This is a genomic window from Bacillus sp. KS1 (assembly GCF_020075515.1).
Classification (GTDB): domain Bacteria; phylum Bacillota; class Bacilli; order Bacillales; family Bacillaceae; genus Bacillus; species Bacillus velezensis.
Map to the genome: position 1 here is coordinate 178,823 of NZ_JACAWW010000015.1, position 17,060 is coordinate 195,882.

The 17,060-nt window shown below is 43.6% G+C and carries 2 protein-coding genes; both read left to right on the forward strand.

All coding sequences use genetic code 11. The features are described from left to right. The first annotated feature begins 9 nt into the window (after positions 1 to 9). A complete protein-coding gene (locus HWY38_RS08420; protein WP_224181652.1) occupies positions 10 to 12,270 on the forward strand; it encodes an SDR family NAD(P)-dependent oxidoreductase in 12,261 nt (4,086 codons plus the stop codon). Next, on the forward strand, positions 12,270 to 17,033 hold the full coding sequence (locus HWY38_RS08425; RefSeq protein WP_224181653.1) for a type I polyketide synthase: 4,764 nt from the start codon (positions 12,270 to 12,272) through the stop codon (positions 17,031 to 17,033). Before HWY38_RS08420 ends, HWY38_RS08425 begins: the two co-directional genes overlap by 1 nt. Positions 17,034 to 17,060 lie beyond the last annotated feature (27 nt).

The window sequence follows — 17,060 nt, forward strand, 5'->3', positions numbered from 1 at the left end:
TGGAGGCCAATGGTTCATTTGAATAAACAGAATGCGGATATCGCGATAATCGGGGTTGCTTGCAGATTCCCCGATGCAGATCATTATCATGAATTCTGGGAAAACATAAATAGCGGCAAAGATTCCATCCGGGAAGTGCCGATTGAACGGTGGGATCCCGAACTTTATTATTCAGCTGATATCAGTATACCGAACAAAACAATCAGCAAGTGGGGAGGTTTTATTCATAAAGCTGACCATTTCGACCATAAGTTTTTTAATATCTCTCCCCGGGAAGCGAAAAACATGGATCCTGAGCAAAGAATCCTTTTAGAAGAAACCTGGCGGTGCATCGAAGATTCCGGGGTTTCTTTGCAGGATCTCCAGCGTAAAACCACTTCTGTTTTTGCGGGTATTATGAATTCTGACTACCGGCAGACAGGTCATGCTGAATCGGAAATCGACAGTTATGCCTGTTTAGGAAGTTTCGAAGCTATGCTTTCCAACCGGCTTTCATACACATTCGGTTTGACCGGAAAAAGCATGTCTGTAAACGCCGCTTGTGCATCGTCGCTTGTTGCTTTACATGAAGCGGTTAAGTCACTGCGGACAAAAGAAAGCGATTATGCAATCGCATCGGGAGTAAACTTGAATTTCCAACCCGGAAAATATATTTCTTTTTCTAAAGCCAGAATGCTGAGTCCTGACGGCAAATGTAAAACCTTTGACGCAGCGGCGAATGGGTACGTTCCCGGAGAAGGGGCAGGCGTTGTATTGCTGCAGCGCCTTGGTGATGCAGTAAAAGCCGGTCACCATATATACGGGATCATAAAAGGGACAGCTGTTAATCATGGCGGTAAATCCCGTTCCATAACCGCTCCCAGAGCAGAAGCGCAGAGCCGGGTCATCTCAGAAGCTTTACACAACGCTGCTGTCGATGCTGCGACGGTTTCTTATGTAGAAGCACATGGCACAGGAACATCTCTGGGCGATCCGATAGAAATAGAAGCATTGACAAAAGCGTATCGGCAATATACTGAGGATACTCAATATTGCAGGATCGGAAGTGTGAAAACAAATATCGGTCATACAGAAGCAGCAGCTGGAATGGCCGGATTGATAAAAGTTCTAATGATGATGAAACACCGGAGGGTGCCGAAAAGCCTGAATGTACATACGGTAAATCCAATTATACAGTTTGAAAAAACACCGTTCAGGCCGGCGCTTGATTCAAGTGATTGGAAGGCGGCAGACGGGGCTCCGCTCAGGGCGGGAATCAGCTCCTTCGGTTTTGGGGGTGTTAACTCTCACGTCATCATCGAAGAATTTATACATACAAAAGACGAATCTGACAGAAAAGGAAGGGTACCCTTCCTTTTTTCCGCTAAAAGTGAAGAAAGCATGAAACAAATGATACATCATTGGAGAACCTTTGCTGACGATTCTGAGGAATTTTGCAAAATATCAAATGAAGTGATCAGCAGCACCCTTTTAACGGGGAGGACATCGTTTGATTACAGGGCTGGTTTATTGGCAGGCAGCAAGGAGGAATTTAAAAATCAGCTTAAAGAGGGATTAAGTTTTCGGAGGAAACAAGATTCTGAATGGGCGCTTGCCATCGGTGACTTCAAATGGGAAAGTTATAAACAATTTGCCGTTTTGAAACGGGTATTCCCTGATTTAGAAAAGAACGTAAGGCCGGTGCTGAAAGATATACCAACATTGCACAGTTCATTTAAAAGAAAATGGACACCTGAGAAAATCCGCTTGTATTCTTTAGTTATCAATACGGAAATCATAAAAAGTATCCTGGCATCCGGTTTTAAGCCAAGCCTCATTACAGGCGCCGGAGACGGATATTACGTCGCTCTTGCAGCAGCGGATATCATCAAAATTGAAAAGGCCATTTCTGTAATCACAGGCGCTGAAAAACCTTCGCACATATCCTGTGAGCCGCCGTCCATTCCATTTGTCAATCCGTACACTTCAAAAACGTACCCGCCGGTTCGATTAAATGAAAATTATGTAAGGATGCTGCTGAACGGTCTGAGCTTCCCGGCTGATTTTACAGACCGCCTGTACGGGAAAACACGGCTGCTTCTTGAGCACCAATATACGTTTAAAGGGTTTTTAGAAGAGTGGGATAAAGCGGGGAAGACTCAGGAAATCGAGATTTTATCTTATATTGTGAATCGCACGGCGGATAAAAGAAATGCATTGCCGGCTGATGAGGAAGCGGCGATCATGGCTATCCTTGCCTCTTTGAGAAGACTGTATAAGAGATGGGATTTAACAGATTATGATGGATTCTTTAATAATGATTATGTTCTGGAAATATTAAATTTACTTGATGAAGGAATCTTGTCTAAAGAACTTTTTCTGAGCATGTTATTGAAAAAGCAAGACGGAATTAAACAGGCTGTTGCCTGTATTAATGAGCAGCCGGCAGGTTTTTATGATAAAACTCGTTTTCCGTTGATGACAGAATATAATCAAATGGATGCCCTGTCTCAGGAGATAGCTGACCATATGCCGCTTCACACGGAAGGAAAGGGAACGGAGCCGGATGTGGATATTTCTGATTTTTCAGTTTTCCAATTCGGATCGCTCCCTCCATCAGCAAAACTAAACAAAGCGGCTGCTTTTGAAACGGACAAAGCAGCTGATGAGGCTCTTTATCATTCATTTATGCAAATGTGGCTTTCAGGAGAAGAGATTGAATGGGCGAAACTAGGTGATTATCATAAAAGAAAAGCCCCGCTTCCGCCTTATCCGTTTGAGCGCTGTCAATTTTCTTTAAACCCTCAGCAGGTAAAATCAGACGCGGCTTTTTCAGAAAAGAAGAATCAGGCACTTTATACGCCGGTATGGAAAGAAACCGCACTTGAGAATGAAGCGGACAGCGGACAAGCCTGTACTATTTTGTTGTTCTCCGGTAACAAAGACTATTTTGAAGAGCTGAAAAAAAGAGAGAATACGTCCGCATATCTTATTATGCCCGGTGACCGTTTAGAGCAGATAAGCGACAGTGTTTTCACGATCAACAGGCAGCGTCCCGATGATTATCAAAGTGTCATTCGTCTGTTAAAAGAAAAAGGCGCAGCGCCTGATGCAATTTTGCATACGTGGTCTGAAAAACGGCCTGAACTGGAAGAAACACTCGAATCAGGAATTTATTCCGTGTTTTATCTGACTAAGGCTTTAATCAGCGAGAACCTTATAAACAAAGTAACGTTCATTTATACATTCAGCGCAGATCAAAAAGAAAAATTGCCGTATTTTGAAGGTGTGAACGGTTTTTTAAAATCGGTAAAACAAGAATATCCGCAGCTGCATTGTAAGACGGTTTGCTTTGAACATTATTCTGCAACCGTTTCATTTTCAGAGAAGGCTGCCATTCTTTATAAAGAAATAAACACAGCACCTGATCGGCATATTCATATCACTTACAGAGGCTGCGTAAGATATGCACGGATGTTAGAGAAGCAGAGAGAAACATACACAAAGGCCATTCAATACCCTGAAAAAGATAAAGTGTATTTAATTACAGGGGGATTTGGGGGAATTGGCAGTAAAGTCGCTGAATATTGCGCGAAAACTGAAAGATCCACCATTATTCTATCGGGGCGATCTGCTTTAAACGGAGATAAGCAGAAACATTTAGAATACCTGAACAGCTTTAAAGCAAAGGTTTATTATATACAGGCGAATATATCCGATAAAGAAGCGGTAAAAAAAATGATTGACGGTATTACCGATCAGCATGCAGGTCTTCATGGCGTCATTCATTGTGCAGGAGTTATCAGAGACTCGCTGCTTTTTCGAAAAACAAAGCATGAACTTTCAGAGGTGATTGCTCCAAAAGTTCATGGCGCATTGAATCTTGATCATGCAACGAAGTCGCTGGAATTGGATTTTTTCGCCGTTTTTTCTTCAGTCGTCTCTATTGCAGGGAACGAAGGCCAGTGTGATTATGCATATGCAAACGGCTTTTTAGATCATTTTGTAGAATATCGGGAACAGAAACGGCAAAATTCTCTGCGCAGCGGCCGCACGCTGACAATCAATTGGCCTTTATGGAAAGACATCGGAATGGGGGCGAACCTGTCAGGTCAAGGGCGGACGTCTCTTTTTCATGGTTCCGGGCTCGAAGAACTTCCTGCTGAAGACGGAACGCAATGGTTTTCGCGGATTGTAACTTCGGGTCAGCTGCATAATATTGCAGTCTGCGGTGATCATGAGCGCTTTGAACAATTTATGCGGCAGAGATTTTTGACGGACGAAACAGAGACAGGCAGTGCCATTCCTTTGGCTCAAGGCGATATTTTGGATCAGACAGTTTTGTTTTTAACCAATATCATCTCCTCTGAGGTCGGTTCAGAACGGGAAGAGATCGATCAAGATGTGCATCTGGCTGAATATGGAATGGATTCGGTTATGATTCATCAATGCAACACAAAGCTGGAGCAGTCACTGGGAGCAATTTCGAAAACGCTTTTATTTGAATTTCATACAATCAGAGATTTAGCAGATCATCTTGTAAAGGAATATCCGGATCGGCTGGGGCGTTTATTTTCACGGGATGAAAAAGGAAAACAGATTCAGAGCATTACCCCCGCCAGGCCGGAACAAAACATCACTGCACCTGCGGCGGAGGAAAAAGAACATCTTGACGGGATAGCGGTAATCGGTATCAGCGGCCGTTATCCCGGAGCTGAAAATATCGAAGAATTGTGGGAGCTTCTATCAAAAGAGAGAACCGCAATCACAGAAATTCCGAAAGAACGATGGAATTATGAGACCTACTATGATCCAGACCCCGCTAAAGCGCATGAGGGGAAAATTTATTGCAAATGGGGCGGATTTTTAAAGAATGCTGAATCATTTGATTCTTTGTTTTTCCAAATATCGCCGAGAGAAGCAGAAGCGATGGATCCTCAGGAACGAATATTTCTTGAAACCGTGTGGAAAGCATTTGAAGATTCGGGATATACCATTGAAGGGTTGAGAAAGCAGACCGAAAAACATGTCGGTGTATTTGCGGGAGTGACAACCAATTCCTACAAGCTGCTCGGCGAAAGAATACCGACGGATAAAAACGATGTACTTCCAAATTCGTTCCCATGGTCTCTCGCGAACAGAGTGTCTTACACATTTGACTTTACGGGTCCCAGTGTCCCTGTAGATACGGCTTGCTCTTCATCCTTAACGGCAATTCACATGGCTTGCCAAAGTTTAACAAAGGGTGAGTGCTCGGTTGCGGTTGCGGGAGGAGTAAATTTGTATCTTCATCCTTCTGACTATTTATACCGATGTCAGATGGGGATGCTTTCAAAATCGGGAAAATGCAGAAGTTTTGGAGAAGGCGGCGACGGTTTCGTACCCGGGGAAGGTGTCGGGGCCGTTATTCTTAAACCGCTTAAAGATGCCATACGTGATAATGATACTGTGTACGCCGTCATTAAAGGAACGGCAATTAATCATGGCGGAAAGACGAATGGCTATACGGTGCCTAATCCTGCCGCACAGGCGGATTTAATTCAAGGAGCTCTTAAAGCGGCCGGTTGGAGCGCCAGAAGTGTCAGCTTTATTGAAGCCCACGGCACGGGAACGCCGCTGGGTGACCCGATTGAAGTCCGAGGCCTGACCAAGGCGTTTAGAGCTTATACCGAAGATGTTTCATATTGCTCTCTCGGATCGATTAAATCTAACATCGGTCATCTCGAAGCGGCTGCGGGTATTGCCGGCCTGACAAAGATTATCTTACAAATGAAGTATAAAAAAATAGCCGCAACACTGCATGCTGAACGGGTGCATCCGGATCTTTATCTGGAAGAGACACCTTTTTGTCTTCAGCAGGAAACCGCCGACTGGATAAAACCCGCGAATGAAAAACATTCTGACAGCAAATATCCGCGGCGCGCGGGATTAAGTTCTTTCGGAGCGGGCGGGGCAAATGCTCATATCCTTGTGGAAGAGTATGAGTCTGCTGCTGACTGTCATACGGATTGTGAGGAAAGTGAGGAACTTATCGTACTCTCAGCCAAGCATTCACTGAGTTTACGGGAATCGGCAAAACAGCTGGAGGAATATCTTCAAAAGGCCCGTCATAAGCAGGACGAGTTTTTGCAGCAAGCGGGAACAAACAAGCCGCTTCACCTTTCTGATATTGCGTATACCCTACTTGAAGGGCGTGAAGCCATGCCGGAAAGGCTTGCTGTCATTTCAAATAATATCGATGATCTGATGTTGAAATTAAATCACTTTTATAATGGAATTGACGATCACGAAATATTTAGAGGGAAAAAACCGAATCATAAACGCAGACAGCAGCAATCGGATCTTCCGCTCAAATCCGGCAGAACCACATTAGCCGAAATGGCTGAATTCTGGGTATCAGGAGGCAATTTAAGCTGGGAAGATTTCCGCACCGGCAGAAAACCGGCGAAAATTGCGCTGCCGACTTACCCTTTCTTAAAAAACAGACTGTGGGTGTCAAATAAGGCGCAAACAAAATCAGCAGCCGGTACAGCTCCTTTATTTGATTTTTCTGCAGGTGAGTGCCGATTTTATAAAACGCTTTCTGATTCTGAATATTATTTAAAAGATCATGTTGTGCATGGGAATATGGTTCTGCCCGGAGCGGCAATCATCGAAGCGGCCAGAGAAGCGGGAGAGAGGCTGTACGGAAAATCAGTCATAAAACTGAGTCAGGTTGTATGGCCGGTTCCAATAATCGTTGAAAAAGAAAAGACGATAATGATAGATCTGCTGCCGAATCAAAAAGACGGCAGATTTGTGGTGAAAACCGATATGCAAACTGAAGCGGCAGTTCATTGCCAAGGAAACATTATCACATGCGGAGATAATGATGCCTCTCATACAGAGCATTTTCAATTGGACAGCTGGTTAACCGGACAGAAGAGATTAATCAGCGGCGCTGAGTGTTATAGGACCTTCCGGCAGAGCGGTTTGGACTATGGAGCCAGTTTTCAGGTAATAAAACAGCTGTTTATCCATGAAAATGCTGTTCTTGCACGAATATCACTTCCTGAGAGCATTCATAAAAAATCCGGCACACTGCTGGAACCGTGTTTATTGGATGGCATTTTTCAATCCACAACCGGGTTTATGTCCGGTCAAGAAGGGGATCACACCGCATATTTGCCTTTTGAATTAGGTGAGCTGGAGATTCTTCACGCACCTTCGGCAAACGGCTATGCTTACATTACAGCTGCCGATGAAAGACAACATGATGATGTCAAAAGGTTTCATATACTATTTATGGATGAAAACGGATCTGTAAGTCTTAAAATAAAAAACTTAGCGTTGAAGGCATTAAAGGCTGCACCGCCGACTCAGGGTGAGCGGCATTCAGTTAAGTATTACACTGACATGTGGAAGCGGGCCCCTCTGCTTCATCAGCCTGAAGCCAGCGGTTTAAACAGCTGCCTTGTGATTTCACTCCGTCAGGATATATCAGAACCGCTGATCCGCCAGGCATATAAAGATATCGGCTTGAACATGATCTTTGTCCGCCATGGCAGCAGTTTTCAAGAAAAAGAAGCTGATTCCTTTGAATTGAACAGCGTCAAACTTGACGGCTATCAGAAATTGCTGGCGATTCTTAAAGAAAGACAAGTGACAATTGACCGCGTCATTTTAATCGGGATGAGCCCTGAAACGGGAATTGAGCATAACATTCGTGAAAAACTGGAAGAGGCTGTTTTGCCGGTTTTCAATGTAACGAAAGCTCTGCTAGCAACAATCCCAAGACATAAAATCCTGATATCACATGTATTTTTCACAAGGGAAAATCAAATCTTACCTTATCAAATGGCAATCAGCGGCTTTTTTAGGTCGCTTCATTTAGAACATCCTATGTTGTCCGGTAAAAATATTGAAATACACAGCGACGAAATTCAGTTACAGCTGAACGCCGGTCTGCCTGAATTAAAAAACCTTGTGAAAGAAACAGTCATCAGCGATGATACTTCTTCAGAAATCAGATACAGAGATGGAATCAGGCAGGTAAAGCACTCTGCAGAAATTGAAAGTGCCGAGCCCCCCAAAAAGATGGAAGTAAAAGAAGGGGGAGTTTACCTCATTACAGGAGGAACGGGCGGTCTGGGACTGATTTTCGCCAAACATCTTGTGCGAAAAGGGAGAATAAAACTTGTCCTTATCGGCAGGTCAGAGCTTTCTGAGGAAGCCATAAGCAATGTAAAAGAGCTCGAAAAAAACGGATCAGAAGTTTTTTATGTAAGAACCGATATTTCTGATAAGGAAAATGTCAATAACCTGATAAAACTCGTCAAAAACAAATTAGGTCCTGTTAAAGGAATTATTCACAGCGCCGGTGTGATAAAAGATTCATTACTTATCAATAAGCGTGAAGAGGATCTCGATTCAGTCTTGGCCAGCAAGGTTTACGGAACGATATGGCTTGACCGGTATACAGACAGAGAACCTCTGGACTTTTTTGTAATGTTTTCATCTATCAGCGCAATAATAGGGAACGCGGGACAAACTGATTATGCTTATGCAAACCGGTTTATGGATTATTTTGCGGAAATGAGAGCGGCGGAAAATAAACCTGGACAAACAGTCTCGATTAATTGGCCTTTATGGAAAGAAGGCGGTATGCAAGTTGACATTCATTCAGAGAAGTTCCTTTATGACCGTTTCGGAATGCTGCCTCTGGAAAAACGGGAAGGCCTTGCAGCATTTGATCAAGCAATGACAGGGTGTGAACATCAAATAATGGTATTTAGCGGTAATGAATTAAAGCTGGAACGAATGATAACGATTGACAGCGGAAAAAGTGACCCGGCAATTGCCGACGAAAATCACGAACCGAAAGAGCTGTCAATAACTGAATCTTTAAAAAGCACTTTGACGCGCATCATTACCGGCGTATTAAAAATTGAAGAACGGGAATTTGATTTTGAACTGCCGATAAGTGAATACGGATTTGATTCAATTATGTTTACAATGCTGGGCAACGAATTAAACGAAACATTAGGAATATCAATGATGCCGTCAGATTTTTTCGGCCTTACTGATTTTAATGAACTTCTTGAGTTTTTAAAGAGTGAGTATTCCGAGGAGCTTCATCTCTGCGGTTCTTTTTCTTCAGATGAATCTGCGGCGAAAGACAGGAGAGAAAATCTGATTGAGGGCATCGCAAAGATGATGTCAAGTATTTTGAAGATTGACAGAAAGGAAATAGAAGAAGAGACTTCATTCGGCGAGTACGGATTTGATTCTATTACGTTTACCAGACTCGGAAATGAAATCAATCAACAATATGGTACGGAATTATTGCCGTCCATTTTCTTTGAATGCAATTCACTGGCTGAACTGACTGATTATGTAATCGAGCAATACGGAGAAATCCTTTTTGCTGAGACAGAATCTTTTTCTGCAGCTGACGAAAAAACATTGTACAGCACGCCTCCGCCGGAATCTTATGAACATTCCCCTGAGCCTGAAAACAAAACTAGGCAAGAGGAAAGACATATGAATGAGCCGGTTGCAATAGTGGGAATAAGCGGCCGTTTCCCCCAAACAGATTCGCTGGAAGAATTTTGGGAAGGGATTGAAAAAGGGCGGGATATGATTACAGACATTCCTGAAGACCGTTGGAACTGGAAAGAGTTTGACGGCGATCCGATCAGGGACGTCAATAGAACAAAAATAAAAAAAGGCGGATTTATCAAAGGTGCGGACAGTTTTGATCCGTTGTTTTTCGGGATTTCTCCCGCCGAAGCAGAATTAATGGATCCCCAGCAAAGAATTTTTATGGAGACTGTATGGAAAACAATAGAAGATGCGGGCTATAAGCCATCTGATTTGGCAGGGACGAAAACCGCGGTGTTTGCAGGGGTCGCCACAACGGATTATGCTGAACGTCTGAATGAAAATGGCGTCTCTGTTCAGGCGCAGACCGCAACCGGTTTGAATCATTGTATATTGGCAAATCGTATTTCTTACCAGCTGAACCTGACGGGTCCGAGCGAACCGATTGACACTGCCTGTTCAAGTTCGTTAGTTGCGCTTCATCGTGCGGCTGAGGGAATTCAAAGAGGCGATTTTGAAATGGCGATTGCAGGCGGTGTGCATATTATGACAAGCCCTACTCTGTTTATAGCTTTTGATAAAGCAGGTATGCTTTCCAAAGACGGAAAGTGCAAAACGTTTGATAAAAGCGCTGATGGCTATGTAAGGAGTGAAGGGGCGGCTGCAGTATTGCTTAAGCCGCTCAGCAAAGCACAGGCAGACGGTGATCATATATATGGTTTGATTAAAGGGTCAGCTGTAAATCACGGCGGCCGCGCCAATTCTTTGACAGCTCCGAATCCGAACGCACAGGCGGACTTATTAACCGAAGCTTGGCGGAAGGCGGGGGTCAGCCCTGCCACTGCGGGATATATAGAAGCGCATGGCACAGGGACAAGTCTTGGCGATCCGATTGAAGTGAACAGCATCATAAAGGCATTTAAAACGTTATATCAAGAATGGGACATTCCCTTTGCGAAACAGAAATGCTGCGGAATCGGATCTGTGAAAACAAACATCGGCCATCTCGAAACCGCTGCCGGAATAGCCGGAGTGCTGAAAGTGTTACTGGCTTTTAAATATCGCAAACTTCCGGGACTCGCCCATTTTTCAGAACTCAATCCATACATCAAACTGGAAAATACGCCATTTTATATCACAGAAACCGCTCAAAAGTGGAATCCGATAAAAGATGAAGAGAACAACGATCTGCCGAGGAGAGCAGGTGTCAGCTCATTCGGATTCGGCGGTGTGAACGCGCATATTGTTTTAGAGGAATATAGGGAACCTCAAAAAGAAGTGCCGGAAAACAACGGTAACACACATATTTTTGTTTTATCTGCGAAAACCAAAGATCAATTACTTGAGTATATCCGGCTTATGCTTCAGTACTTGGATCGCGTGATTGCCGGTGAAATGACCGTTAATGCCAGTGACATGGAATTTACATTGCAAAGCGGCCGGGAAGCAATGAACGAAAGAATTGCCGTATGTGCAGCGAGTCTGACTGAGCTGAGAGATAAATACGTCAGCTTTCTTGATGACAGCAAGGTGCAAAAAGGCGTATTTATAAGCGAAAACACAGAAGAGCGCACAGCTGTTTCTGAATATATGATTGAGGAGGCTCTTCAAAGCGGAAAAGAGGAGCTGCTCGCACAATGGTGGGCCAATGGAGCCGAGTTTGAATGGAAGACAATCGGCAATAAGAAATTGAATAGAGTGCCGCTGCCAACTTATCCGTTTGCAAAAGAGAGTTATTGGTTTACTCCGAAAAAGAACAAAAGCGAGGTTAATAGCAAAAGTCTTCACCCATTAATCAGCGAGAATGTCTCAACATTAAAGAAACAAGCATTTAAAACTGTTATTTCCGGAACTGAATTTTTCGTCACTGATCATCTTGTTTCAGGAGACTATGTGCTGCCAGGAGCCGCTTCGCTTGAAATGGCTCTTATTTGTGCGGAAATAAGCGGAGAAAGTAAAGTATATAAAATAAAAGACGTGATGTGGAACAGACCTATATTATATAAAGGAAAAACGCTGCACATTTATACCGACTTGGACATGAAACAAGATAAGTTGATCGTAACGATATGTAAAGAGGGTCCGGATGGCGTGCAGCAAATCTGCACACAAAGTGAAACAGTATTCGGAGACATAAACAGCAATCCTGAGTATGTCGATATTGATAAGTTCATACGCAGCAGTAAGGATGCCATAACCCGGGAAGAGTGTTATCACCGCTTCAGTCGTATGGGCCTGACATATCATAGCAGTTTTCAAACGTTGAAAGCCGTATACCGCAGTGATATGGAGTTAATGGCAGAATTGGAGCTTCCGGCACATTTAGCGAACGGGTTTTCACATTTTACACTCCATCCTTCATTAATTGACGGCGGTTTTCAAGCGGCTGCATTTTTGTTAAGAGATAATGAGAAAGAGGGCTTATTTGTTCCTTATTCACTTAGAGAGCTTCACATTAAGAGGGCGCTTACTGCCCGATGCCATGTTTCGGTGAAAGAAACCGGTTTTTATACGTATAACATTGATTTTATTAACGAGAGCGGCGAAATAGCCGTGAGCATGAAAGACTTTTCTGTCAGAAAAGTGACCGGGGGAGAATTAACCGCAGGACGTAAAAATGAAGATCAGGAAATTCTCTTCTTATTAGAACAATTGAAAAACGGTGAACTTTCTGCTGACCAAGTTTATCAGCTGCTGGAGGGAAAATAGTGCAGATCAAACAAATACTTTCCTTAATTGAAGAACAGCAAATGTCTCCTGATGCAGGACTGGAGCTAATTCGCACTTACAGAAAAGAACAAATGGAAAAAAAGGCGGAGCAAGCTCCGTCCCCAACCATTTTTTTTAAGAACGATTGGGTAAGGACAAATAACATTGATATGCCGAATCAGCAGGCACCGGGGAATATGCTGATTTTTGATCAGGATAACCGTCTTTTTCAGCATGCCGAGATGATGAATGGAGATCATAACCGTGTCATTCTCGTAACGCCCGATTCTGATTATAGAATTGAACGGAATAGATACACAATCAATCCTTCTGATGAAAGTCATGTCGAAATGCTGCTGTCTGATTTGGCTGAAAACGGATTTACACCTGATGTCGTGCTTTATTTATGGAACGGAGAAATCAGAGAATTCACTGAAGAATCCGTTAATGAAACTCTTTGCAGAGGGATAAACTCGCTCTTTTTATTATCAAAAGCTTTAATGCGGAGAAACGAACCTGTTACGTTATTGCATATTTATTGGACAAGGGGTCTGAATCAGCCGTTTCATGAAGCTGTCGGAGGTTTTATGAAAACGTTAAACATGGAAAGCTCCAAGCTTAAAGCGAAAACCATACAGATTCGCCATGAGCATTCTGACATAAATCCTCCGGTTTCCGAGATATGGGATGCTGTAATCAGTGAAATGCAGCGCTTTCAAACGGATGAATGTGAGATTTTAATAGACTCACATACCCGTTATGTGAAAGGGCTGCAGCCTATTGATATTCCGGAACACGATCACGGATCTGTAACGTATCAAAAAGGCGGCATATATATGATTACCGGAGGAGCCGGAAAACTCGGGCTGCTGTTTGCGGAACACATCGCTAAAGAAAACCAAGCCGTGATTATACTTACAGGCCGTTCTTTTTTAACAGCTGATCAAAAAGAACGGATCAGTAAGCTTAATGAGAGCGGCTCTATTGTTGAATATCAGCGGACGGACATAACAGATCGAACAGAGGCAGAGCGATTCATTTTCGGCGTTAAACAGCGGTACGGCAGCATAAACGGGATCATTCATGCTGCCGGCATCCTTCGTGACTCATTTCTTGTAAATAAAAGTCTCAGTGATTTTACGGACGTACTGAAACCGAAAGTTTACGGAACAATCTGGCTGGATGAGCTGACAAAAGACGAAGATCTTGATTTTTTTGTTCTCTTTTCTTCTTTTTCCGCTTACGGAAATGCCGGCCAAAGTGACTATGCGTACGCAAATCATTTTATGGACAGTTTTGCAATGCTTCGATCTCAGCTCTCCCGAAACGGAAAAACCCTTTCAATCAATTGGCCGTTATTGAAAGATGGCGGGATGAGTCTCGACAGCAATGGAATCAACCAAATAAAAGAAAAATACGGAATGACTCCGATGCGAACTTCCTCTGTTCTGGAAGCGTTTCTGAAAATGCTGCGGTCTTCATTTACCAGCTTAATGCCTGCAGAAGGAGAGCGGGATAAAATGATAAAAGCGCTTTCGATTCAAAGAAACACAGCTGCAGCAGATCAAGATACACTCACGGCGGAACACGATGAAGAAGAGGAATATGCTGCGAAAGAAAAAGTCAATGACTATTTAATCAAGATCATCAGCGGTGTCTTGAAAATCCAAGCTCATAAAATAAATGCGAAAGACTCTTTTGAGAAATTCGGAATCAACTCACTTATGATCATGTCACTTATTTCAAAGCTTGAAGATACTTTCGGGGATCTTCCAAAAACAATCTTTTTTGAATATCAGAACATTGAAGAGCTTTCAAACTTCTTCCTAACATCTTTTAAAGAAAAAGTGCTTAAGGCCGCAGGGGCAGCTCCGGTAACAAGAGTGCCGAAGAAAAGAGAAAATCCGAGTAAAAAACAGCACCGGCAGCAGAAGGGTACACCTGCACCGAGCATGGTTCAGCCGGGTGAGGATATTGCCATTATCGGTGTGAGCGGAAGATATCCGAATTCCGATACTCTTGAGGAGTTCTGGGAAAACATTGCCGGAGGGAAAAACTGTATTATTGAAATCCCCGAGGAACGTTGGGATTTCAGATCGATTTACAGTCCCGACAGAATGGAGAAGGGGAAAATCAACAGTAAGTGGGGCGGTTTTATCAGCGGTGTTGATCAATTCGATCCGCTGTTTTTCCATATTTCTCATAAAGAAGCTGAGCTGATGGACCCTCAGGAGCGAATTTTTCTCGAAACCTCCTGGCATACGTTTGAAGATTCAGGATATACAAAAGAGAAGCTTAACGGTATGAAAGCCGGTGTGTTTGTCGGAGCCATGTACGGACAATATCAATTATTCGGCGCAGAAGAAACTGCGCGGGGCAATCCGATTGCGCTCAGTTCCTTCTTTTCATCTATTGCGAACAGGGTTTCATACTTTTTTAATCTCTCCGGCCCGAGCATTGCACTGGATACGATGTGTTCATCATCGCTGACGGCCATTCACTTGGCATGTGAGAGCATTAAAAGAGGGGAAAGTGAAATTGCGCTTGCGGGCGGCGTTAATGTGTCCATACACCCCAGCAAATACCTTTGGCTGAGTCAAGGTAATTTTGTTTCCACCGAAGGATTGTGCAGAAGTTTCGGAGAGGGCGGAGACGGCTATGTCCCGGGAGAAGGTTCGGGAGCCGTCCTGTTGAAACCTCTGGAAAAAGCAATTGCTGATCAGGATCATATATACGGAGTGATTAAAGGAACATCTGTAAATCATGGCGGAAAAACCAATGGATTTACGGTTCCGAATCCGAATGCACAAGCTGAGCTGATTGCTGAAAATTTCAAGAAATCGGGCATCAGTCCGCGATCCGTCAGCTACTTGGAAGCACACGGAACGGGTACTTCGCTCGGAGATCCGATTGAGATCGCAGGATTGACAAAAGCTTTTGAGAAATTTACGGACGATAAACAATTTTGTGCCATAGGTTCAGTGAAGTCTAATATCGGACATTTGGAGTCTGCTGCAGGTATAGCAGCCCTTACAAAAGTTCTTTTACAATTTAAGCACCAGAAATTGGCGCCATCCATTCACTCGGAACAGCTGAACCAAAATATCCGATTTGAAAAGACGCCTTTTTACGTTCAGCAGAAAGAAGAAGAGTGGCGGAAAGAATCAGGCGCCTCCAACAGGAGAGCAGCAATCAGTTCGTTCGGAGCGGGAGGAGCAAATGCCCATGTCATTGTGGAAGAATATCAAAACCATGCGGACACACAAACAATAAGCGGTCCGTTTGCCGCAGTTCTCTCTGCCAAAAATGAAGACAGACTGAAAGAATACGCTCGGCGCCTTCTGCAATTCACAGAGCGGGAGACAAAGGCCTCGGCAGCTGATATCGCTTTTACATTGCAGACATGCAGGGAACCGATGGAAGACAGACTTGCTGTTGTAGCTTCCGATTTGCCGGAACTTAAGGAGAAGCTGAGAACTTTCTGTACTGAAGGAACAATTGGAGAGGGCGTATACAAAGGCAATGTTACGAAAGATTTTGATAAAGTCTTTATCTTTCATGATCAAAAGATGAAAGATAAATTCCTCGAGGCGATGATGGAGACAAAGGACTTGAATCTTCTTGCAAAATTATGGTCTTTCGGGGCTGATATTCAATGGAGAGAGTTATATGAAGAATATACCCCGCAAAAGGTCAAGCTTCCTTTATATCCATTTGCTGAGGAGTCTTACTGGGTGCCTGGAAGCCAAAGTGCAGTATTTCCGGAAATATTGCCGCAGCAGTCTTCACTGCACCCGCTTCTGGATTCGAATGAATCTACTCTGGAACAGCAGTTTTTTAAAACGACATTAAGAGACAAAGAGATTTGGTTAAAAGACCACATTGTAAAAAACAAGAGCATTCTCCCGGCAGCTGCTTTTCTTGAAATGGCATGCGCAGCGGGAACGCGGTCATATCGAAAGAAAAAGGTCACTTGTTTAAAAAACGTGATATTTGCCAGACCGGCCATGCTTTTGCAAGAGAGCCTGACCATTTACACTCACATTTCCGTAAAAGACGGCAGCATATTATTTAACATGTCACCTGACGAGGATGCTGCTGTAAGGACTGGATTTGTGACGGGGGAATTAGATTATGATCATCATTACAGTGATGATGATATAGAGAACATCGACAGACAAGAAATGATGAACAGAAGTGCTTTTGTCCGTGAACAAGATGAATGTTATGAGTATTTTCGGGAAAACGGGTTCCTGTATGGGCGCGCTTTTCAGCCGATTCAACGTTTATGGGGCGGCGGAACGGAAGCGGTTGCACACTTATTGCTGCCAAAAGAAGCCGCATATGCTCTTGAAAATTATACATTGCATCCGTCTTTAATTGATGGGGCTCTGCAATCTTTGTTCGGCATTACGGACGGAAGGGAAGAGGCATCTGTTTATGTTCCTTTTTCAATAGGAGAGATTACGATTCGGAAAAAAGTTTCAGCAGAATGCTGGGCTTATGCGCGTAAAACAGGCCAAAAAGGTCAATCCGAGCTTATTTACGATATTCAGCTGCTTAATGAACACGGAGAGAGACTTGCAGGTTTAAAGGATGTAACCATTCGTAAAAAAGAAACGTTTTCCGCGGAGGCACAGAATCATGCAACAGCGGATTCCAATGGAAAGAACGAGAGAGTAAAAGAGCTCCTCAGACAATTAAAAGCGGGCGAACTGACTGCGGAGGAAGCAGATTATGCGCTGGAGCGTATGCAGGATTAGTTTATCATTTTGCGGCAGTGCCATTTG

What these genes read in the sequence shown, in the direction of transcription:
- HWY38_RS08420 (WP_224181652.1), top strand. Translation starts at nt 10, where the DNA reads ATGGTTCATTTGAATAAACAGAATGCGGATATCGCGATAATCGGGGTT.